Genomic DNA, 20,382 nt, shown 5'->3' with positions numbered 1-20,382 from the left:
GATGCTGACCGTCCGGCTAGTAGGCACGGCGGGCGTCCCCCACCAGCATGGGGCGTCACCGGCCGACAAGGGGGGCCGGCGACGGGGAGACACGATGAAACGATCACGCAGGCAGGGCGGCCAGAAAACGCCCAAACGGCCTAAGGGCAACGACGGCTCCGACTCGCCCGATCCCGGGAAGAACACCGCGATGGTCACCAAGACCAAGAGGCCGCCGCCTCCGTCGGTCCTGGCGCGGCTGCTGACGGAGGTGCCGGACATGGCCGTCCACGTGCTGACCTTCCTCAGCCCGATCGACATCTACGCCGTGCGCAGGGTGAACACCACGGCGTCCGGGCTCGGACTGTCGATGATCCCGCCGCCCGAGGCCGCCATCCCGGACGGCCAGCCGTGGGGCCAGTTCGACCAGGAGGTCCTGTTCTGGCTGACGGAGGTGGCGCGCATCCGTCCGGGGGCGAGGCCGGAGCAGGTCGTGTGGGCGCTGCGCAGGCTCTACAGCCAGGGGCTCGACATGATGTTCCTCGACACCGACCGCGTGGAGCAGATGGTGGTGGCGCTGCTGACGCGGAGGTCGGCCGCCGTCGGCGGCCGGACACCCCCTGCGCCGGACGGCGGCTCCCGGCGCATCGTCGCGCCGCTCCGGGCCGCGCCCGACATCAGGAAGGCCATCAGGCAGCTCGCGGTGCTCAACGGCCAGGACAACGGCGACCTCCTGGTGACGGAGCTGGAGACGTTCTGGAAGAACCTCGACGCCGAGCGCGAGGCGGTCCGCGACGCCGAGCGCCGCAAACCGGAGAACCAATGGACGTCGGTGACACCGGCGGACGGCGAGGGGGAGGCATGATCGCGGACGTGGCGGTCGTCCAGCGGGCCGTACGCGAACGGCTCCAGGGCAAGCTCGACCTGGTCAAGGCGTGGCTGGCGAGCGACGGCGGCGTGGAGACCGCCTTCCGCCGCGCCGCCGTACGCGGCCCGCAACCGGCTCCGGACGACATTGGCACCCTGGCCTGGGCCCTGGTCCATCTGCGCGACAGCCTCGAATGCCTGGGCACGCTGAACGGGTTCCCGCCCGGCGTGCCCGAGCGGATCAGGAAGGCCGACGCCTCGGTCCCGGCGCTCGCCGCCGAGGTGCGGCGGACGCTCACCGCCTGCCAGGAGCTGGCCAAGGCCTACCTGCGGCCCGGCGCGAGGGACGAGGACACGGCCACCCGCCACGCCGACGTCCTCCGGCGGCTGGAGACGGCCGCCAAGGCCATGGACGACCTGCGGGAGGAGTACGAGACCGTGCGGGCGGGCCTCGTGCCCGACTCGCCCGACGAGGAGGACGTCGCCCCGCCTCCGCAGGTGCCCGCGCTCGGCAGGGCCGCGGAGATCCTCGACCAGGCCGGGCGGTGCTGTCTCAAGAGCTACCTGGCGCTGCGGCTCGTCCAGGACGAGGAGCTGCTGAGCTCGGCCCGGGGAACGAGCCTGTCCCCGTACGAGTGGCCTCTGCTGCCCTACCTCGACCACCAGGAGGTGCTGCTGGCGTACCTGGACGTGCCCGGCGACGGCGGGAACCGCGACGAGACGGACACGCTCCTCGCCCGGGCGCTGGCCGATCCCGAGGGCAGGCGGTGCGTCCACGAGGCCGTCGAGGCGGTCAACGCGGGCCGCTGACCTCCGGGTAGACCGTGCCGCCGGCGGGTAGGTACGCCACCTGCCCGCACCCGGAAGAGGACCAGCCATGACGACCGCGCCGACCCTCGTGCTCTCCGACGGCCGCCCCATGCCGCGCCTGGGCCTGGGCACCTGGCCGATGGACGACCGCCAGGCCCGCCAGGCCGTCGGCCACGCGATCTCGCTCGGCTACCGGCTGATCGACACCGCCGCCAGCTACGGCAACGAGCAGGGTGTGGGCGCGGCGGTCGCCGGGTCGGACGTGCCGCGCGAGGAGCTGTTCGTCACCACGAAGCTGCGCGGCGCCCAGCACGGCTACGACCTGGCGCTGCGCGGGTTCGAGGAGAGCCGCTCCCGCCTCGGCCTCGACTACGTCGACCTCTACCTCATCCACTGGCCGCTGCCCGGCCACGGCCTGTTCGTCGACACCTGGAAGGCGTTCGTACGGCTGCGCGAGGAGGGCCTGGCGCGTTCGATCGGCGTCTCCAACTTCACTCCCGGGCAGATCGAGCGGGTGGTCGAGGCCACCGGCGTGTGGCCCGCGGTCAACCAGGTCGAGCTGCACCCCGGGTTCCCCCAGCCCGGCCTGCTCGCCTGGCACGCCGGGCACGGCGTGGCGACCGAGTCGTGGAGCCCGCTCGGGGCCGGCGGCAAGCTGCTCGACGACCCGGCCGTCACCGAGGCCGCGGCCGCGCACGACCGCACCCCCGCGCAGGTCGTGCTCCGCTGGCACGTTCAGCTCGGCGCCGTGCCGATCCCCAAGTCCGCCGATCCCGGGCGCATGCGCCACAACCTGGAGGTCTTCGACTTCGAGCTGTCGCCCGAGGAGATGGCGCGGATCTCGGCCCTGGGCGGCGCGGGCAGCCGGCTCGGCGGCGACCCCGACCACCACGTGGAGCTGTAGCGAGCCGGGTCAGCGTTCGTGGACGATCCTGCCGTCCACCATCGTCATCGTGACCGGCACGTCGGGCAGGTCGGCCGGGTGCGCGTCGAGCAGGCTGCCGCCGAGCACGCACAGGTCGGCGACCTTGCCCGGCTCCGGCGAGCCCTTCCACGACTCCGCGCCCTCCTGCCAGGCCGGGGTGACCGTGTAGGCGCGCAGCGCCTGGTCGAGCGCGAGCCGCTGGTCGGGGGCGCCCTCGACGGCCCACCGGGTCGCGGCCGCCGCCACGCCGTGCCGCCAGTCGGGGGTGAGCATGGGGGCGTCGGAGCTGAGGCTGAGCCGTACGCCGGCGGCCAGCGCGTCCCGCACCGGCCAGGCGTCCCCGGGCCGACCATGGCCTGGACCTGCAGTGGAGTGCCGACCCTGACGATGCGCCCGTCCTTGATCGCGATGCCGGACGCGAGATGGCCGGCCGGGTTCATCGTGTGGACGACGCCGCCGGTCATGACCAGATCCGCCGACCTGTTGTCAGCCGCAGATTTCATATCCGCTCCGCTCTGGACACTCTCATTTCCATCCGCATAACGTACATGGAATCAGATACGATTTCGTGCCGGGAGGTGACGATGCCTCTATCTTTCGAGGCACGGCGCATCATCGATCGGGCCCTTCGCGGACCGGCGTACGCGCCGTCGCCCGACGCGGCCGACGACCGTCGCCGGAGCCGCTGATGGGCGCTCCCGCGGACGATGTCCTCGACGTGCGGGGCATCAGCGTCTCCAGGGGAGAGGTCCCCGTCGTGCACGAGGTCAGCCTGGGCGTCGCGCCCGGCACGGTCACCGTGCTGCTCGGCGCGAACGGCGCGGGCAAGACCACCCTGCTCGACGGCATCGCGGGCCTGGCCCCCGCCGCCGCCGGAACGGTCACGCTGGCCGGCGCGCCGCTGACCGGCCTGCCCACCTACCGCCGCGCCCAGGCCGGACTCGGATACGCCGAGCAGGCCCGCACGGTGTTCCGCACCCTCACGCTGGAGCAGAACCTGCTGGTCTCCGGCGACGGCGACCCGGCCATGGTCTACGACATCTTCCCCGAGCTGGACCGCAGGCGCACGCTGCCGGCCGCCAACCTGTCCGGCGGCGAGCAGCAGATGCTCGTCATCGGCCGGGCGCTGATCGCCGGGCCCAAGGTCGTCCTCATCGACGAGATGTCGCTCGGGCTGGCGCCGGTCGTGGTCCGCCGCCTGATGGGCTCGGTGCGGGACCTGGCCGAGCGGGGCATCGGGGTGCTGCTCGTGGAGCAGTTCGCCAACCTGGCGCTGGAGATCGGCACCCGCGCGTACGTGCTGCGCAAGGGCCGGGTCGTCTTCGAGGGCCCGTGCGAGGAGCTGCGCGGGGCCGAGGACCGGCTGCACGAGTTCTACTTCGGCGCCGTCACCGACGACGGCCTCGCGCGGGCGGCCGGCACGGAAGGCGGGAGCTGGTGAACACGCTGCTGAAATCCTGGGGTGCCGGGCTGGGGCTGGCCGTGGCGGCGTGCGCGGTGCTGCCCTGGGCGCTGCCGCCGTACTGGATCTACCTGGCGATCGCGGCCGTGGTCAGCGGCGTGCTCATGCAGAGCTACGGCGTGATCGTCGGGCGGGCCGGGGTCATGTCGCTGTGCCAGATGTCGTTCGCGGCGATCGGGGCCTGGGTGGTGCTGCGGCTGAACCTGGCCGACGCGCCCGGCGGCTTCCTGCTGTGGCTGGTGCTCGGCGGCCTGGCGGCCGTGCCGGTGGGCGTCGCGATCGGGCTGCCCGCGCTGCGCATCCGGGGCGTCAACCTGGCCGTCGTCACGCTCGGCTTCGCCGTCTCCACCGACATCGTGCTCAACGCCAACCAGTTCCCCGGCACGACCGAGCTGAAGACCGTCGTGCGGCCGGGGCCCTTCTCCTCCGACGCCGCGTACTTCGTGCTGGCCATGACCGTGTTCGTGCTGATCGCGATCGGGCTCGCGCTGGTCAACCGGACCAGGATCGGGCGGTCCTGGCTGGAGCTGCGGCACTCCGAGCGGGCGGCGGCGGCGCACGGCATCTCCGTGGCGCGCAGCAAGCTGACGGCCTTCGCCATCAGCGCGTTCATCGCCGGTATCGGGGGCGGGCTGATGGCGGGGCAGCTCGGCCTCGTCGTATCCGGAAATTTCGCGATGATGCAGTCGCTGGCGTTGTTCGCGGTCGCCGTGCTCATCGGGCCGCACAACACCGAGGGCGCCGTCCTGGGCGGCATCTTCGGCGCGGTCATGGCCACGATCCTGGAGAAGCTGCGCCTGCCGCAGGACCTCGGCGGCATCCTGTTCGGCGTCATGGCGATCTTCGCCCTGCGCAGCGGGGTGAGCCAGACCGATTTCACCCGGGCCCGCAGGCGCGAAAGGGCCGCGCGCCCGCTGCTGGAGGCCGTGGCCGCCGCCCCCGCCGAGGAGCCCGCCCCCGTCCCCCCGGCCACCGGCGAGGGGAACATGCTGGAGGTACGCGGGCTGAGCGTGCGGTTCGGCCAGGTCGTCGCCCTGGACGGCGTGGACCTGACCGTGCCCGCGCTCGGCGTCAGCGGCCTGATCGGCCCGAACGGCGCCGGCAAGTCCACGCTGATCTCCGCGGTCACCGGCTTCGCCGCCCGCCACGAGGGCTCGGTCGTGCTCGCCGGGCAGCCCCTCGACCGGCTCAGCCCGAGCGTCAGGGCCCGGCGCGGGCTGCGCCGCACGTTCCAGACGACCGCCATCGCCTCGGAGCTGACGCAGGAGGAGTACCTGGCGATCGTCGCCGGGCGGCGCCTGCCCGCCGAGGAGACGGAGGAGGTGCTGCGCTTCTTCGGCTGCCCGCCCGGCGAGGTGCCGGTGTCGATCCTCGACGCGGGCACCAGGAGGCTGCTCGACGTGGCCGCCGCGATCGCCGCCAGGCCGAAGGTCGCGCTGCTCGACGAGCCGGCCGCCGGCCAGTCCGCCGCCGAGTCGCTGCGGCTCGGCCGCCGCCTGGCCCAGGTCCCGGCCCGCTTCGGCGTGTCGATCCTGCTGGTGGAGCACGACATGGATCTCGTACGAGCCGCCTGCGGCCAGGTCACCGTGCTGGACTTCGGGCACGTGATCGCCTCGGGGCCGACGCTCGACGTCTTGGACGCACCGGCCGTCAGGGCCGCCTACCTCGGGACCGTCTTGGAGGAGACATCGTGAAACGCGTACTCATGGCTCTGCCCGTCCTCGGCCTGCTGACCGCTCTGACGGCCTGTTCCGGCGGTTCGGGCACCGACGGGCCCATCAGGGTCGGCGCGATCAACGGCGTCACCGGGCTGTTCCAGACCCCCGAGGTGCCGCAGGCGGTCAAGGCCGTCTTCGAGGAGGTCAACAAGGCCGGCGGGATCAACGGCCGCAAGATCGAGCTGATCAGCAAGGACGACGCGATGAACCCGCAGCGCTCCACGGAGGCGGCGCGCGAGCTGATCGACTCCGAGGAGGTCGTCGCGCTGGTCGGCTCCTCCAGCGCCGTGGACTGCGGGCTCAACCGCGCCACCTACAGCAAGTCGCAGATCGTCTCCATCCCGGCCGTCGGGGTGGACCCGGCCTGCTTCACCAGCCCGGACATCGCCCCGGTCAACCCCGGCCCGTTCAAGCTGCTGACCGCGATGCTGTACTACGCCTCCGAGACGCTCAAGCACGACAAGGTGTGCCTGGCCTTCACCGTGCTGCCGGGCAGCGGCGGCGGCATCGACGCGGCCATCAAGGAGTGGAGCGACATCACCGGCAAGACGCTGGCGGTCAAGGACACCTCGGTCGGACAGGGCGACCCGACGCCGTACCTGGTCAAGCTCAAGACGGGCGGCTGCCGGGCGGTCGTCTACAACGCCCAGGTCGGGCCGTGGTTCGCCCAGGCCAAGACCCAGGGCATGCGGGACGTCGACTTCATCCTCATGGCCAACGCCTACACCGACGCCAACGCCGCCCTCATCCCGGCCGGCATGAACGCCCAGGCGGGCACCGAGTGGCAGCCGTACACCGACGAGACCCTGCCGGGCAACGACCGGTGGGCGAAGATCGTCAACGACAACAAGATCCAGAAGACCGCGTTCAGCCAGGGCGGGGTGATGGCGGCCGACGTGTTCGTCCAGGTCCTCAAGACGATCAAGGGGGACATCACCCGGGAGACGGTGACCCGGGCCTTCAAGTCGATGCAGCCCATCACCTACCCCATGGTCGGCACGCCCTGGGTGTTCGGCCCCGGCCAGACGCACAACCCCATCGAGGGCAGCCGCTTCGTCAAGGCCGAGAACGGCAAGTGGACGGTGCTGCCCGAGGGCTTCATCGTCCCGAAGCGGAACGGCTGATGCTCGACTCCGTGGTCGCGGGCCTGACCAGCGGCGGCGTGTACGCGCTGCTCGGGCTCTGCGTGGTCCTGACCTACCGGCTGGTCGCCGTGGTCAACTTCGCGATGGCGGCGGTGGGCGCGACGGGCGCCTTCGTCATGGTCACCCTCACCGACGCCGGCCTGAACGCCTGGCTCGCGCTCCCGCTCGGGGCGCTGGCCGGCGGGCTGGTCTCGGCGCTGCTCGGCCTCGGCCTGGTGCGCTGGTTCGGCGAGCACGACCTGCGCACGAAGGCGGCCGTCACCGTGGCGGTGTTCGTCGCGCTGATGTCGGTCGGGCTGCGCCTGTTCGGCAACAACACCAGCGGCGCGCGGCGCTTCCCGCAGCCCTTCGACGCGCCCGCCTTCACCGTGGGCGAGGTGGTCGTGCCGCAGGCAGTGCTGGTGTCGCTGTCGGTCGCGGTGCTCATCACGGTCGGCGTGGGGCTGCTGCTCGGGCGTACCCGGGTGGGGCTGCGGCTGCAGGCGCTGTCGGAACGCCCGGCCACCGCGCAGGTCGTCGGCATCCCCGCCCCCCGGCTCGCCCTGGCCGTGTGGGTGGCCATCGGCGCGATCAGCACGCTGGTCATCGTCCTGGTCGCGCCCCGGCTCGGCGGCGACTTCTCCACGCTGGGCAACCTCGTCACGACCGCGCTGGCGGTGGCCATGGTGGGGGCGTTCAGCAGCCTGTGGCTGACGCTCGCGGGCGGGCTGCTGCTGGGCTGCCTGGAAGGGGTGACGGCCTCGATGGAGGCGGTCCAGCAGTACCGGGGGGTGCTGCCGTTCCTGGTCATGGTGGCGTTGTTGTGGTGGCGCAGCCGCCATCACGTCTGGGACTCGGAGGCGAACGTATGACGGTCAAGGTCCCCCAGCGCCAGATCGGCGCGCACGGCCCCGAGGCGTCGGTGCTGTCGCTGGGGTCCTGGCACACCTACGACCGGATGGACTTCGGCGCGGCCGTCGAGCTGCTGCGGCACGCCGTGGAGATCGGGGTCAACCTGTTCGACGTGGGCGTCCACGGCCTGCCGGGGCAGCGGCCGGGCCGGAGGCGACGCCCGCGCAGGTGTGCGTGGCGTCGATCCCGGTGTCCGGGACGGCGACCACCGTCCCCGCTCCCGTACGGGTGGAGGCGTCGGCGCCCAGCGCCCGCACCCCCCACGTGACCTGGGCGCCCGCCTCCGGCTCCGGCGGCGGCGCGTCGACGTCCCGGGCGTGCCCGGGACGGGGTCGGCATCGGCCGGGCGACCGCGGCCACCGACGGGTCCCGCGCGAGGTCGGCCATCGTCCTCCCCTCCTGGAGGTAGCCCACCCCTGTGATGTCAGGCGTACTTCCGCCGGGGCCGCCTGGCAACAGCCCTCACCGGCGCGGGCTCGCGACGAGCACGGCCACGATCGCCAGCAGCAGCCAGGCCGAGGTCAGGACGATCAGCCAGGTCCATCCGGAGTGGCCGTACACGGCGCTGCCGGCCGTGCCGCCGGCGCCGCTGCCGAGGTAGTAGCACAGGGTGTAGAGCCCGGCGGCGCGCCCGCGGGCGGTGGGCGGGGCCTGCGCGGCGACCCAGGCGTTGGCCACCGCGTGCGCGGCGAAGAACCCCGCGGTCAGTACGGCGAACCCGGCCACGACCGCGGCCAGGGGGTCCAGCGCGGTCAGCGCCGAGCCCGCGGCCGTCACGGCCAGGGCGGCGACCAGGGCGGTCCGGCGCCCCAGGCGGTCCGCCAGGCGGCCGGCGGCGGCCGAGGAGGCGGTGCCGAGGGCGTAGGAGAGGAACACCAGGGAGGCCACGGCGGGGGAGAGCGACAGCGGCGGCGCGGACAGGCGGAAGCCGGCGGCGTTGTAGAGGGCGACGAACGCGCCGACGCCCAGCGCGCCCACCGCGTACGGCGCCAGCAGGCCCGCCCCGATCCGGACGCGTGCGGCGGGCGGCACTGCGGGCGGCACTGCGGGCGGCACGGCGGGCGGCGGGGCGGGCGGCGGGGCCGGCAGCGTACGGGCCGCGTACGCCGAGCAGAGCAGCGACAGGCCCGCCACCACCAGCAGCGCGCCCCGCCACCCCCACGGCCCGGCGGCGAACCCGGCGCCCAGGCGGCCCAGCATCCCGCCCACCGAGTTCCCGGCGATCATCACGCCCACCGCCCCGGCCAGCCTCGTCGCCCCCACCAGATCGGCCAGGTACGCCGCCCCGACCCCCGCGAACCCGGCGACCGCCACCCCCTGCGCCGCCCGCATCACCACCAGCACGGGGAACGTCGGCGCCAGCGGCAGCGCCAGCCCGATCAGCGCCGAGGCCAGCACGGACCACGCGATCATCCGCCGCCGGCCGACGACCTCCGCCAGCGCGGCCAGCGGCAGCACGGCCACCGCCAGCGCCGCCGTGGCCACGCCGACGGCCAGCGACGCGCCGCCGGGGTCGAGCCGGAAGTCGGCCGCGAGCTGCGGCAGGACGGGCTGCGGCGCGTACAGCAGGGCGAAGGAGGAGACGCCGGCCGCCGCCACGGCCGGGCCGGCCCGCCGGGTGCCGACACGTTGAGCTTCGATGACCGCCACGCCAGGAAACGCTAAGCAAGGCTAATAAATACGTCCAATGCGGAAATAGGCGATAATTCATGCTGTGGTGGATGAATTCGAGTCCGTGGACGAGCGGCTGGCCGCCGGGCTGGCTCCCACGCTCGCCCTGCTGGCCGCCGTCGGGGAGACCGGGCACGTCACGCGGGCGGCCGAGCTGCTGGGCATGCCGCAGCCCACCGCCAGCCGCCGCCTGGCCGCGCTCGCCGACCTGGTCGGGGCGCCCCTCGTCGTCCCGTACGGGCGGGGCATCCGCCTGACCAGGGCCGGGCGCGTCCTGGCCGCCGCCTCCGGCCGGGCGCTGGCCACCATGGAGTCGGCCGCCCGCGAGGTGCGCGAGGAGATCGACCCCGGCAGCGGCCGGATCGTGCTCGGGTTCCTGCACCTGCTGGGCCGCACGCTCGTCCCCTCGCTCATCCGCGGCTTCCGCGAGCGCCATCCGGGCGTGCGGTTCAGCCTGGCGCAGGGCTCTCGCCAGGACATGCTGCGCGCGCTGGGCGAGGGCGAGATCGACCTGGTGTTCGTCGCGCCCCTGCCCGACGGCGACCCGGGCCTGGCCGGGCACCCGCTCGCCGACCAGGAGCTGGTGCTGTCCGTGCCGCCCGGCCACCGCTTCGCCGGACGCGCCCGGGTGCGGCCCGCCGAGCTGGCGGGGGAGGAGCTGGTGACGCTCGAACACGGCTACGGCGTCCGCCAGATCACCGACGACCTGTGCGCGGCGGCCGGGTTCACGCCCAGGATCGCCTTCGAGGGGCAGGAGTCGGAGACCGTGCGCGGCCTGGTGGCGGCCGGGCTGGGCGTGGCCGTGCTGCCCCGCCTGACGCCCGCCGAGGGCGTGGTGCAGATCCCGCTGTCGCCCCCGGTGTTCCGGACGATCGGGGCGTGCTGGCCCGCCGGGACCCGGCTCACGCCCGCCGTGCGCGCCTTCCTGGACCACGTGCGCTCCGGCGCCGCCGACGTCGGGCCGGGGCTGCGTCCCTGCTGACACCCGTCCTGCCGGAAGTAGTTGACGGCTCATCGATTCTGTATGGAGGATTCAGCTACGCACGCCCTCCTGCGGATGGGGACGACCATGCCGGCCGAGTCGTTCAACGCCAGCGTCTTTCTCGTGGACCGCCTGGTCGAGACCGGGCACGGTGACCGCATCGCCGTCGCCGGCCCCATGGGCACCATGACGTACGCCCAACTGGCCGCGCACGTCGCCGAACTGGCCGGCGGGCTGCGGGTGATGGGCGTACGGCCGGAGGAGCGCGTGCTGCTCGTCCTGCCCGACCGGCCCGAGACGCTGATCACGATCCTGGCCGTGCTGCGGATGGGCGCGGTCGCCGTCCCGGTGTCCACCCTGTACGACGGGGCCGAGCTGGGCGACCTGATCCGGGACTCCCGGGCGCGGGTCGTGGTCTCCGCGCCCGAGTTCGAGCCGGCCGTCCAGGAGGCGCTGCTGTCGGCGCCCGAGGTCGTGGTGCTCGTGCTCACCGACGCGAGCCGCCAGGGCCCCGGCCCCGGCCACGTCCCGCGCACCGTCACCGCGACGGGAGCGGGCCCGTCGGCGGCGGTCGAGACCGGCGTGCCGGTCTGCCTGTGGTCGGACCTGCTGGAGGCCGGCCGGGGCGCGACCGGCCCGTACGACACCTGGCCGGACTCGCCCGCGCTGTGGCTGCACACCTCCGGCACCACCGGCGCGCCCAAGGCGGTCATGCACCGCCACGGCGCGCTGCGCGACGTGCACGAGGCGTACGGGCGGCAGGTGCTCGGCATCCGCCCCGAGGACCGGTGCCTCTCGGTGGCCCCGCTGTCCTCCGCCTACGGGCTCGGCAACTCCATGATCTTCCCGCTCGCCGAGGGCGCCACCACGATCCTCGACCCCGCCAGGCCTGCCCCGGGCGGCGTCGTCGAACGTGTGCTGGAGGAGCGTCCCACCCTGTTCTTCGCCGGGCCGTCCTTCTACGCCGCCCTGCTGGCCGCCCAGGCCCCCGCGGACGCCTTCGCCTCGGTACGCCTGGCCGTCTCCGCGGGCGAGGCCCTGCCCCCCGAGCTCCACCGCCGCCTCACCGACCGCTTCGGCGTGGACGTCATCGACGGCCTGGGCTCCGCCGAGTCGCTGCACATCTTCGTCTCCAACCGTCCGGGTCGGGCCCGCCCCGCCGGCTCCGGCACCGTCGTGCCCGGCTACGAGGTCCGCCTCCTGGACGACTCCGGCGCGCCCGTCCCCGACGGCGAGCCCGGCCACCTGTACGTGCGCGGCGACTCGATCGCCACTGGCTACTGGTGCCGCGCCTCCGCCACCCGCCAGGCGTTCCAGGGCGAGTGGCTGCGCACCGGCGACACCTGCGCCCGCGACGCCGACGGCTCCTACCGGTACCTGGGCCGCGCCGACGACCTGATCAGGGCGGGCGGCGTCCGGGTGTCGCCCATGGAGGCCGAGTCCCGGCTGCTGGAGCACGCCTCGGTCGCCGAGTGCGCGATGATCGCCCACGTCGGCGCCGACGGGCTGGAGAAGCCGGTCGCCTGCGTGGTGCCCGCGCCCGGCCGCCCGATCGACGCCGAGGAGCTGATCGCGTTCTGCGGCGAGGGACCGTCCGCCCTCGAACGCCCGCGCGAGGTGCTGGTCCTGGACGAGCTGCCGAAGACGGCGACGGGGAAGATCCAGCGCGTGGTGCTCCGGCGACTGGCCGCCGACCTGCTCGGCAAGTGACCCCTCGGCGCGGGCCCCGGGGTCAGAAGGCGTCGCGCAGTTCCCGCTTGAGCACCTTGCCGGAGGCGTTCTTGGGCAGCGCGTCCACGAACACCACGTTCTTGGGCGTCTTGAAGGGGGCCAGCCGCTCGCGCAGGAACGCGTTCAGCTCGGCGGCGGTCAGCCCGGCGCCCTCGCGCAGCACCACGGCGGCCGTCACCGCCTCGATCCACCGCTCGTCCGGCACGCCGAACACGGCCGCCTCGGCGACCGCCGGATGCTGGTAGATGACCTCCTCCACCTCGCGGCTGGCCACGTTCTCGCCGCCGGACTTGATCATGTCCTTCTTCCTGTCGACCACCGACAGGTAGCCGTCGGCGTCCATGACGCCCAGGTCGCCGCTGTGGAACCAGCCGCCGCGGAAGACCTCGGCGGTCTTGTCCGGGTCGTTCCAGTAGCCGAGCATGGCGTGCGGGCTGCGGTGGACGATCTCGCCGACCACGCCCGGCGCCACCGGCCGGTCCTCGTCGTCGACGATCCTGGTCTCGACGTTGAGCGCGGGCCGCCCGGCCGAGCCCAGCCGGGTCAGCTGCTCCTCCGGCCGCAGGATGGTGGCCAGCGGGGCCATCTCGGTCTGGCCGTAGAAGTTGAACAGGCGCACGTCCGGCAGCCGGGTCGAGATCTCCTTCAGCACCTCGACCGGCATGATCGAGGCGCCGTAGTAGCCCTTGCGCAGCGAGGACAGGTCACGGCGGTCGAAGTCGGGGTGGCGCAGCAGGCCGATCCACACCGTGGGCGGGCAGAACAGCTTGGTCGCGCGCTCGCCCTCGATGGTGGCCAGGATCGAGGCCGGGTCGGCGCCCGGCAGGACGAGATTGGTGGCGCCCAGGTAGATGCCGGGCGTCAGGAAGCAGTGGAGCTGGGCGCAGTGGTAGAGGGGCAGCGCGTGCACCTCGACGTCGTCGGAGCTCATCTCGCCGTCGACGACGCAGCTCACGTACTGGGCCAGCAGGCCCGCACTGGACAGCGTGGCGCCCTTGGGACGCGACTCGGTGCCGCTGGTGTACATGAGCTGGATCGGGTCGTCGGCGGCGATCTCCACCCGGGGCTCGGCGTCGTCGCCGCGCCAGGTGGCGAAGGACTCCCAGCCCTCGGCCGCGCCGATCACGCCGCGTACCCGAACGGCGGGCCCGGCCGCGGCCTCGGCCACCGGCAGCAGCGCCTCCTCCGCCAGCATCCCGGTCGCGCCGGAGTGCTCCAGGATGTAGGCCACCTCGCGCGGCCCGAGCATGAAGTTGATCGGCACGGAGATCGCGCCCAGCCGGGCCAGCGCGAAGTAGGCCACCACGAACGCGTGGTTGTTATGGCTGAACAGGGCGAACCGGTCGCCCTTGGCCACGCCCCGCGCCGCCAGCGCGTTGGCCGTGCGGTTGACCTCCAGGTCGAGGTCGGCGTAGCTCTGGCGGACGTTGCCGTAGATCACGGCGGTCTTGCCGGGGAACCTGGCGGCCGAGCGCCGCAGGAGGTCACCGATCGTGTGCTGGCGCGTGGTCATGCTGGGCACCCCCATGCCGAATGATGTTCGGTGATCGTACCCGACGAAGGAGGCGCCCGCCGAGACCCCGGCGGACGCCTCCTCGGGCTCACCCGGGCTGGGTGACGCCGTTGACCTTCAGCGTGTACGGCGCGTACTGCTGCACCTGCTCGGTCGGCTCGTCATAGGCCACGATCGCGACCACCGACGGGAAGACCGCGAACGGCGCGAGCTGCAGCCGGTTGAGGTTGATCGTGCCCTTGCCGTCGAACTGGGCCTGCAGCACCACCGAGTGCCGCTCGTCCAGGCCGACCAGGCGCACGTTCCAGTTGCTGACCGGCGTCGGGGAGATCTCGGTCGGGGAGTCGAACGGCTCCAGGCTCGCGCCGTCGCTCACCGCCGTCGCACCCACCGTGACGTCGTCGATCTTCCAGCCGCCCTCGTTGACCCCGCCGTCGCTCACGTACTGGAAGCCGACGAGGATCTCCTGGCCCGCGTAGGCGGACAGGCTGTAGGTGTGCGGCTGGAACCCGGTGGTGGTGCCGTTGACGGCCGGGCCGAGCGGGCCGGCCACCGTCTTGTCACCGGGGATCGCGGTGTAGGTCTTGCCGCCGTCCGCGGAGACGATCACGTAGCCGTAGTCGAAGCCGGACTCCGCGCCGTACTTGGCGAGGAAGCGCAGCGCCGGGTCGGCGGCGGGGACCGTCACCTTGGTGACCGCGGCGACGTTGAGGTTGCTGACGTTGCCCGACCACAGCACCGGGTTGCCCGCGCGGTCGGGGTCGTCGGAGACGACGGTCCAGGCCAGCGGGATCGGCGGCAGCGTCTTGGCGCCCTGGAACGACAGCGAGGTCGGCGCCGCCCCTCCGGGCTTGCGGATCTGCACGTAGTCGGCGCCGTTCGGGGCCGCGCCCGGGGTGTCGTACGAGGCCGGGTTGGCGAGGTTGACCGTCGAGTTCAGGCTCGCGGTCGTCACCCGCTTCTTCGGCACGCCCAGCACCACGCCGCGGCTGCCCACGACCTTGTCCACCAGCACCATCGTCTGGTAGTCGTGGATCACCTGGTACAGGCTCGTGCTGCCGAGCGCCGCCTTGACGCTGGCCAGGCCCTGAAGGGCGCCGTCACGGTGCAGCTTGGACAGGAACGCCGCGCCGTACCGGTCGTACAGGAACAGCATGAACGAGTAGGCGTTGCCGTAGTCGGCCAGCACCGCGTCCGGGTTGCCGCCGTCGCCCCACAGGTTGAGCGAGTTCTGCGGGCCGCCGCAGTTGCGCGGGTTCGGGTTGTACGGCGTCTGGACGATGCCGAAGCCCTGGAAGCAGTTGATGTGGTTGTCGAAGCCCTTCTCGAACACCGTCGCCTTGGGGTTGCCGTAACCCGTCACCGAGATGGCGAAGTCCGACAGGCCCTCGTTCATCCAGGTGGTCTCAAGGGGGTCGGTGTAGTAGTGCAGCAGGTGCTGCCACTCGTGGGCGAAGACGCCCTCGTACTGGTAGGGCCGGGCCGAGCGCGAGGTGCACAGGTCGGAGGTCGGGTTGTCGGGCGGGTTCGCGCCGGTCCTGTGCAGCCAGTCGAACGCGTCGATCGTCATGACGTTGCGGTCGAGCAGCTCGTTGTACTGCGAGGAGAAGAAGCCCGCGATGTAGGTCGTCGCGGCCGGGAAGGTGTAGTAGTTGTCGTCCCGGACGTTGTCGATCAGCGTCACGGTCCGATTGCCGGCGCCGGTGTAGACGCCGCCGTTGCCGTTGGCGTCGGGGCCGAGCGTGGCGTTGCTGCCGTCCCGGTCCGGCGGCCTGCTGAAGGTCGCGGTCTCCTTCGGGTACATGTTCGTGTCGAACTGCTGCACCAGGTTCGTGACCTGCGCGTCGGTGATCTCCGTGGTGCCGGGCACCTGCATGCGGCAGTCGCCGGCGGGGAAGGCCAGGTCGTTGGCGACCCAGACCTCGATGTTGTCGCCGACGCCGCGCAGCGTGTAGTCCTTGCGGTACAGGCGGCCGTTGTAGTCGTCCGTGGCCAGCCACTGCCGTACGGTGCCGACCGGCGGCGTCTCGGCGGCGGCCTTGGCCGTGGCACGGGCCTCGTACTTCGCGGGGACTTTGACGGGCTTGCCGTCGAGGGTGAAGTCCTTGCGGGTGAGCTCCTTGACGTCGCTCGGCGGCGGTGCGGCCGTGGTGGCCGCCTGCCTGGATTCGGCCGACGCGGGTAACGCGGTCAGCGCGGGCAGTAAGAGAAGTGCGGCAGCGATTCCGATGATTCGGGTGCGCGCCATTGAACCCCCTAGGTATGGGTGTTGCCCGGATGGAACAGGGGTGACATCCGGTAATTACCGGACCCCGTTTGACGCGCGCAATAGGGGCATTTGCCAACAAAACACGGCGGAATTGGTGATCAGATCAGGACGGCCGGCCGCCGCACGGTCGGCGCCGTCCCCGCCACGCCGGGCACACTGTGGTGCTCGGCCACCCAGAACCGGTGGTAGCCCAGCTCCTCGGCCTGCCGGGCGAAGGCGACGGTGTCGCGCAGCGCGGTGGCCGCGTCGGAGGCCTGGCGGAGCAGCGAACGGTCGAGAATCGAGTACAGGGTCGCGCCTGCGTGCGACGCCGGACGGCCCGGGATCAATCCAGCGGGTCCCACGGGGTGGCGTCGTAGAAGGCGAGCAGCCGGGCCAGCGTCTCGGCGTCCTGGCGCAGCGGGACGCCGTCGACCTCGCCGACCGGGACCACGCCGTGGGAGTTGCACAGGAACACCAGGTCGAAGCCCGGCAGGTCGGTGACCTTCAGCGGGCGGCGCTCCTGGGGCACGTCCATGCCCTCCAGCAGGCCCATGGCCGTGCCGTGCAGCATGGGCGCGTCCGGCCACAGCAGGCGGCCGCCGGAGAAGCCGCCGACGTTCGTGATCGCGCCCTCGCTGATCAGGCCGTCGCCGGTGGTCAGCAGCGCCTCGTCGAAGCCCAGGGGGGCTGCGGTCCGCCGCAGGTGCGCCTGGGCGAACCCGGCCGCCTTCTTGATGTGCGGCAGGTAACGCCGGTAGGCGACGGACGTGACGCGCTGCGGGCGCGTGGAGACCTCGGTGGGCGGGGCCGCGGTGGCCACCACGTGCGGGCGGCCGTCGTGCTCGACGACGTAGACGCGCACACCCGCGTCGCGCAGGTCGTCGCCGAGCACCGCCCTGACCGAGGCGAGCACCGCCGCGGTGTCGAGCCGGGCGCCGAACAGCTCCAGGTTGGCCGCCGCCAGCCGTTCCAGGTGCAGGGCCAGGCCGCGGGTGCGCCGGTCCCTGACCTGCATGGCGGTGAAGTGCCCGTAGCGGGCCTCCAGCGCGAAGCGCGCGTCGGCGTCGACCGCCCTGCCCTCGACCACCGCTCGAACGATCACGGGAGCGACGTTACCCCTTGCGGTAGACGGCCACGGACCAGCGGACCGGGCGGTTGGTGTCCGGGCCCCAGATGCCCGCCCTGACGGTGACCTTCACCGGCTTGCCCGCGGGGACGGGGAACTCGTTCATCGCCATCGGATATGGGCCACTCTCCCACTGGCCGCAGGTCGCGGTCACCTCGCCGCCCTTCCCGCCCTTGATCAGGTACGTGAACCACATCCGCCGGGCCAGGTCACCGGCGCAGAGCGCCTCGATGCCGATCCGGCCGCCGTCGCCCCGGGCCGTGACCGTGAACGTCCTGTCCTGAGGCCACACCAGTTGCCGGGTGGCGCCGGCCAGGCCCCAGCCCGCCAGCCGCTTGGGGAACGGCTTCAGCGGCCCGGGCTCGACCGGCCGTACGGGCGGGGTCCATTCGTAGACGGCCAGGCTCCAGACCGCCTGGTCGGGTCTCTGAGTCACGCACGGCCCGTCCTTGCCCTTGCGGACGCACCCCCAGCCCCTCGTGGCCGTGTCGAACGTGACCGTGACCTGGCCGGCCCCGCCGGGCACGACGAGCGGGACCAGCTCCATGTCCTTCGGGCACGAGGAGAAGGACTTGAAGGGCGCGACGTCGCCACCGGTCACGGAGATCGCCGGCGGATTGGCCCCGGGGCCGCCCTCGCACAGCGCGGCCACGTCCAGCGGCTTGCCCGAGACCGGGATCGTGACCGACGCCTTCGTCGTCTTCTCCGTCCTGACCGTCGCCGTGGCCAGCCGCCGGTAGCCGGTGCCGTCGTGGGCGGTGAACCGTTCCGGCAGCTCGCGCGCCGCCTTGACGGCCGGGGTCGCCGCCTCCTGCGGGGGCGCGGCGTACCTCGGCAGCAGGGAGAACACGGTCACGGCCGCCACCACCGCCGCGGCGGCCGTCAGGCCCCTGCGCCGCCGGGTCCGGCGCACGCGGCGGCGGATGTGCTCGTGGCGGGCCGGGTTCGCCGGGGTGGGACCCTCGGCCCGCTCCCGCAACACGTCACGCAGGTCCTGCACGCTCATCGGTACTCCTTCACGATCGACTCGTCGACGCGCAGCTTGGCCAGCGCCTTGGCGGTCTGGCTCTTGACCGTCCCGTCCTGGCACCCGAGGATCCGCGCCACCTCCTGCACCGTCAGGTCCTCGTAGAAACGCAGCACGATCACCGCGCGCTGCCTGGCGGGCAGCCTGCCCACCGCCTCCCACAGCTCATCGGGCCCGTGCCGGTCGGCCTTGGCGCTCTTCTCGGGCAGGGCGTCGCTCGGCAGCTCCGTACGCCAGCGCCGCCGCCACCACGACGTGTACGTCGTCACGAGCACGCGCCGCACGTACGGCTCGGGCTCGTCGATGCGCGGCCAGGCGAACCACGCCTTGGCCAGGGACTCCTGCAGCAGGTCCTCGGCCGTTCCCCAGTCATGGGTCAGCAGGTACGCGGTCCGCAGCAACCGCTCGGACCGGGAGGCCACGAAGTCGTGGAAGAGCTTTCTGTCAGGCACACCGGTACTGACGCATCGTCGGCGACGTCAGGTTGCCCCGGCGCGCATGATCGTGAACGGCGCCAGTTCGCCCAGCCCGCGCACCGACAGCCGGTCGACCGCGCGCAGCAGGAAGGCCCGGTCGCCCTCCAGCTCCTCGGCCATCTCGGGGTCGGCCAGGATCGTTCCAGGCAGGGAGAGCGCGGTGAGCCGGCTGGCCAGATTGACGGTGGTGCCGAACACGTCGCCCATGCGCCAGATCACCGGGCCGGCGGCCAGGCCCACCCGCAGCTCGGGCATGTCCCTGCCGCGGTGGGTCTCCACCAGGCGCAGCGCGATCTCCGCCGCCACGTGCGCCTTGTCGGCCACGAACAGCACCGAGTCGCCGAGCGTCTTGACCACCCGCCCGCCCGAGGACGTCACGACGTCGGCCGATCGGCCCTCGAACCTGTCGACCAGCCTGGCCAGCTCGGTCGCCGTGATCTGCCTGCTGAGCCGGGTGAAGGCCACCAGGTCGGCGAACCCCACCGCCATGCGCACGGCGCTCATGTCCTGGTCGGCCAGGCGGCCGGCGGCGGCGGCGAGCTGGCGCTGCCAGGCGTAGACCAGCAGCCGCGCCAGGTCGGGCACCACCCGCTCGGCCCGCCGCCGCCAGGCCCGCGGGCGCTCGGCCAGCGGCACGCCCGCCTGGTCGAGCGCCTCGGCGCCCAGCTCGGCCTGCGACTCGGCGAGCCGGGCCGTGGCCCGCCCGATCGAGCGGGCCATCAGCAGCATGTGCTCCTCGTCGTAGGCGCCGGAGCTGACCATCGAGAGCATGGTGCGCAGCGCCTCGACGTCGGAGTCGGTGAACTCGACCGCGTCGTCGGCCACGTTGGCGAACCCCAGCGCCCGCCACAGCCGGCGCGCGCGGTAGACCGGGACCCCGGCCATGTGGGCCACCTGGTGGCTGGTGTAGCGGCGCGGCGCGCGCAGGAACGCCTCCGCCACCCCGTCCCCGTCCCCGTCCTCGCGTGACACGCGTGCAACATAACACCCTGTGGCGGGCGTCACTCCAGGAGGGCGCGCAGGGCGGGGCGCTCGGCGTCGGGCAGGTGGACGGCGTAGTAGTCGTACATGGACCTGCGGAGCAGTCGCGCGGCCGACGCCCCGTCGCCGGCCCGGACGGCGGCCAGCACCTCCTCGTGATGCCGGATGCTCTCCCGCATCAGCGACCCGCGGTCGGGCGCGTCGGCGAGCTTCCCGGCGACCAGCCCCAGCACGACCGAGCGGACGACGTCGGTGCAGACCTGGATCAGCGTGTTGCCGCCGGCCGCCACGATGACGTCGTGGAAGGCCACGTCGGCGGCGCTGAAGGCGTCGTGGTCGGAGCTCACGGCGGCGCGCATGCCGGCGATGGCCGCCTCCATCTCGGCGAGCTGCTCCTCGGTGCGCAGCCGCGCGGCCAGCAGCACGGCCGAGGAGTCGAGCACCATCCTGAACTGCACCAGCTCGGCCAGCGACAGCTCGGCCACCCGCGCCAGCGTGGTCATCGACTTGTGCAAGGCGGCGGGGGAGAACGGCAGCACCTCGGCGCCGTTGGGATCGCCGGGCCGGGACCGCACCAGGCCGCGCGCCTGGAGCACGCGCAGCGCCTCCCGCACCGTGGAGCGGCCCACCGAGAACTGCACCATCAGCTCGCGCTCGCTCGGCAGCCGCGCCCCCGGGCGAAGGGCCCCGCTCTCGATGGCCTCCTCGACCTGTTCCACGACCCGTTCGTAAGCGCGTACGGCTCGCACCGGCTCGAACCGTGCACCCATGGAAGCCCCCTTGACCCGAGCCGTCGCGGACTGGCAATGTGCGTAGCCTACTGGTCA

At 73.0% G+C, this 20,382-nt stretch carries 19 protein-coding genes and 1 pseudogene; 10 read left to right on the top strand and 10 right to left on the bottom strand.

All coding sequences use genetic code 11. From position 1 onward, the window contains the following. The first annotated feature begins 94 nt into the window (after nt 1-94). The 3 genes from ACIHAD_RS15340 (at nt 95) to ACIHAD_RS15330 (ending at nt 2,560) form a co-directional block, all read left to right on the top strand. Entirely contained in the window at nt 95-844 is a 750-nt protein-coding gene (locus ACIHAD_RS15340) for a hypothetical protein (protein WP_397355050.1), read from the top strand. Continuing rightward, the gene (locus tag ACIHAD_RS15335; protein ID WP_397355049.1) at nt 841-1,656 is read left to right on the top strand and encodes a hypothetical protein; all 816 of its coding nucleotides are present in this window, start codon (nt 841-843) and stop codon (nt 1,654-1,656) included. Before ACIHAD_RS15340 ends, ACIHAD_RS15335 begins: the two co-directional genes overlap by 4 nt. A 67-nt stretch (nt 1,657-1,723) precedes the next feature. After that, nucleotides 1,724-2,560 (top strand): aldo/keto reductase, encoded by an 837-nt coding sequence (locus ACIHAD_RS15330; RefSeq protein ID WP_397355048.1) that lies wholly within the window; start codon nt 1,724-1,726, stop codon nt 2,558-2,560. A gap of 9 nt (nt 2,561-2,569) precedes the next feature. Here ACIHAD_RS15330 and ACIHAD_RS15325 read toward each other — a convergent pair. Then, a pseudogene (locus tag ACIHAD_RS15325) lies at nt 2,570-2,923 on the bottom strand (amidohydrolase family protein); the annotation flags it as partial. Nucleotides 2,924-3,269: 346 nt separating this feature from the next. Here ACIHAD_RS15325 and ACIHAD_RS15320 point away from each other — a divergent pair. From ACIHAD_RS15320 to ACIHAD_RS15300, 5 genes are read left to right on the top strand one after another with little or no spacing between them, the layout of a single operon-like run. Then, nucleotides 3,270-4,022 carry an ABC transporter ATP-binding protein gene (locus ACIHAD_RS15320; protein WP_397355047.1) on the top strand — a complete coding sequence of 251 codons (753 nt, stop codon included), beginning with the start codon at nt 3,270-3,272 and terminating at the stop codon, nt 4,020-4,022. Next, entirely contained in the window at nt 4,019-5,737 is a 1,719-nt protein-coding gene (locus tag ACIHAD_RS15315) for an ATP-binding cassette domain-containing protein (RefSeq protein WP_397355046.1), read from the top strand. Before ACIHAD_RS15320 ends, ACIHAD_RS15315 begins: the two co-directional genes overlap by 4 nt. After that, complete coding sequence (locus ACIHAD_RS15310; RefSeq protein WP_397355044.1) at nt 5,734-6,885, top strand: ABC transporter substrate-binding protein; 1,152 nt, start codon at nt 5,734-5,736, stop codon at nt 6,883-6,885. Before ACIHAD_RS15315 ends, ACIHAD_RS15310 begins: the two co-directional genes overlap by 4 nt. Then, a complete protein-coding gene (locus ACIHAD_RS15305) occupies nt 6,885-7,757 on the top strand; it encodes a branched-chain amino acid ABC transporter permease (protein WP_397355043.1) in 873 nt (290 codons plus the stop codon). The genes ACIHAD_RS15310 and ACIHAD_RS15305 overlap by 1 nt, the downstream gene beginning before the upstream one ends. Further along, complete coding sequence (locus ACIHAD_RS15300) at nt 7,754-8,065, top strand: hypothetical protein (protein ID WP_397355042.1); 312 nt, start codon at nt 7,754-7,756, stop codon at nt 8,063-8,065. Before ACIHAD_RS15305 ends, ACIHAD_RS15300 begins: the two co-directional genes overlap by 4 nt. A 194-nt stretch (nt 8,066-8,259) precedes the next feature. Here ACIHAD_RS15300 and ACIHAD_RS15295 read toward each other — a convergent pair whose 3' ends face one another. Continuing rightward, nucleotides 8,260-9,447: an MFS transporter gene (locus ACIHAD_RS15295; RefSeq protein WP_397355041.1), complete on the bottom strand. Its 1,188-nt coding sequence runs from the start codon at nt 9,445-9,447 to the stop codon at nt 8,260-8,262. Nucleotides 9,448-9,511: 64 nt separating this feature from the next. On the opposite strand from ACIHAD_RS15295, the gene ACIHAD_RS15290 reads away from it, so the two are divergent. Beyond that, nucleotides 9,512-10,450: a LysR substrate-binding domain-containing protein gene (locus tag ACIHAD_RS15290; protein WP_397355040.1), complete on the top strand. Its 939-nt coding sequence runs from the start codon at nt 9,512-9,514 to the stop codon at nt 10,448-10,450. Between the two features lie 42 nt (nt 10,451-10,492). Further along, the gene (locus ACIHAD_RS15285) at nt 10,493-12,160 is read left to right on the top strand and encodes a benzoate-CoA ligase family protein (protein WP_397355039.1); all 1,668 of its coding nucleotides are present in this window, start codon (nt 10,493-10,495) and stop codon (nt 12,158-12,160) included. 22 nt (nt 12,161-12,182) lie between these two features. On the opposite strand, the gene ACIHAD_RS15280 is transcribed toward ACIHAD_RS15285, so the two are convergent. From ACIHAD_RS15280 to ACIHAD_RS15245, 8 genes are all read right to left on the bottom strand, one after another. Next, nucleotides 12,183-13,694 carry an acyl-CoA synthetase gene (locus tag ACIHAD_RS15280; protein ID WP_397355038.1) on the bottom strand — a complete coding sequence of 504 codons (1,512 nt, stop codon included), beginning with the start codon at nt 13,692-13,694 and terminating at the stop codon, nt 12,183-12,185. Nucleotides 13,695-13,782: 88 nt separating this feature from the next. Further along, the gene (locus ACIHAD_RS15275) at nt 13,783-15,942 is read right to left on the bottom strand and encodes a choice-of-anchor J domain-containing protein (protein ID WP_397355037.1); all 2,160 of its coding nucleotides are present in this window, start codon (nt 15,940-15,942) and stop codon (nt 13,783-13,785) included. A 119-nt stretch (nt 15,943-16,061) separates the two neighbouring features. Continuing rightward, nucleotides 16,062-16,307, bottom strand: a complete 246-nt coding sequence (locus ACIHAD_RS15270; RefSeq protein ID WP_397355036.1) for an LLM class flavin-dependent oxidoreductase — start codon at nt 16,305-16,307, stop codon at nt 16,062-16,064. Next, nucleotides 16,289-17,047: an aminotransferase class IV gene (locus ACIHAD_RS15265; RefSeq protein WP_397355035.1), complete on the bottom strand. Its 759-nt coding sequence runs from the start codon at nt 17,045-17,047 to the stop codon at nt 16,289-16,291. Before ACIHAD_RS15265 ends, ACIHAD_RS15270 begins: the two co-directional genes overlap by 19 nt. A gap of 10 nt (nt 17,048-17,057) precedes the next feature. Beyond that, on the bottom strand, nt 17,058-18,077 hold the full coding sequence (locus ACIHAD_RS15260) for a hypothetical protein (protein WP_397355033.1): 1,020 nt from the start codon (nt 18,075-18,077) through the stop codon (nt 17,058-17,060). Continuing rightward, nucleotides 18,074-18,550 (bottom strand): SigE family RNA polymerase sigma factor, encoded by a 477-nt coding sequence (locus tag ACIHAD_RS15255; RefSeq protein ID WP_397355032.1) that lies wholly within the window; start codon nt 18,548-18,550, stop codon nt 18,074-18,076. The genes ACIHAD_RS15260 and ACIHAD_RS15255 overlap by 4 nt, the downstream gene beginning before the upstream one ends. A 27-nt stretch (nt 18,551-18,577) precedes the next feature. Further along, nucleotides 18,578-19,546, bottom strand: coding sequence for an adenylate/guanylate cyclase domain-containing protein (locus tag ACIHAD_RS15250; RefSeq protein ID WP_397355031.1), 969 nt, complete (start codon nt 19,544-19,546; stop codon nt 18,578-18,580). 29 nt (nt 19,547-19,575) lie between these two features. Then, entirely contained in the window at nt 19,576-20,325 is a 750-nt protein-coding gene (locus ACIHAD_RS15245; protein ID WP_397355030.1) for a FadR/GntR family transcriptional regulator, read from the bottom strand. Nucleotides 20,326-20,382: the final 57 nt, after the last annotated feature.

The sequence above is a fragment of the Nonomuraea sp. NPDC052265 genome, from assembly GCF_044547985.1.
Classification (GTDB): Bacteria; Actinomycetota; Actinomycetes; order Streptosporangiales; family Streptosporangiaceae; genus Nonomuraea.
Note: the sequence above shows the minus strand (reverse complement) of the source record. Positions and strands in the feature narration are given on the sequence as shown.

What these genes read in the sequence shown, in the direction of transcription:
- ACIHAD_RS15340 (WP_397355050.1), top strand. Translation starts at nt 95, where the DNA reads ATGAAACGATCACGCAGGCAGGGCGGCCAGAAAACGCCCAAACGGCCT.
- ACIHAD_RS15335 (WP_397355049.1), top strand. Translation starts at nt 841, where the DNA reads ATGATCGCGGACGTGGCGGTCGTCCAGCGGGCCGTACGCGAACGGCTC.
- ACIHAD_RS15330 (WP_397355048.1), top strand. Translation starts at nt 1,724, where the DNA reads ATGACGACCGCGCCGACCCTCGTGCTCTCCGACGGCCGCCCCATGCCG.
- ACIHAD_RS15320 (WP_397355047.1), top strand. Translation starts at nt 3,270, where the DNA reads ATGGGCGCTCCCGCGGACGATGTCCTCGACGTGCGGGGCATCAGCGTC.
- ACIHAD_RS15305 (WP_397355043.1), top strand. Translation starts at nt 6,885, where the DNA reads ATGCTCGACTCCGTGGTCGCGGGCCTGACCAGCGGCGGCGTGTACGCG.
- ACIHAD_RS15300 (WP_397355042.1), top strand. Translation starts at nt 7,754, where the DNA reads ATGACGGTCAAGGTCCCCCAGCGCCAGATCGGCGCGCACGGCCCCGAG.
- ACIHAD_RS15285 (WP_397355039.1), top strand. Translation starts at nt 10,493, where the DNA reads ATGGAGGATTCAGCTACGCACGCCCTCCTGCGGATGGGGACGACCATG.
- ACIHAD_RS15280 (WP_397355038.1), bottom strand. Translation starts at nt 13,694, where the DNA reads ATGACCACGCGCCAGCACACGATCGGTGACCTCCTGCGGCGCTCGGCC.
- ACIHAD_RS15275 (WP_397355037.1), bottom strand. Translation starts at nt 15,942, where the DNA reads ATGGCGCGCACCCGAATCATCGGAATCGCTGCCGCACTTCTCTTACTG.
- ACIHAD_RS15260 (WP_397355033.1), bottom strand. Translation starts at nt 18,077, where the DNA reads ATGAGCGTGCAGGACCTGCGTGACGTGTTGCGGGAGCGGGCCGAGGGT.
- ACIHAD_RS15245 (WP_397355030.1), bottom strand. Translation starts at nt 20,325, where the DNA reads ATGGGTGCACGGTTCGAGCCGGTGCGAGCCGTACGCGCTTACGAACGG.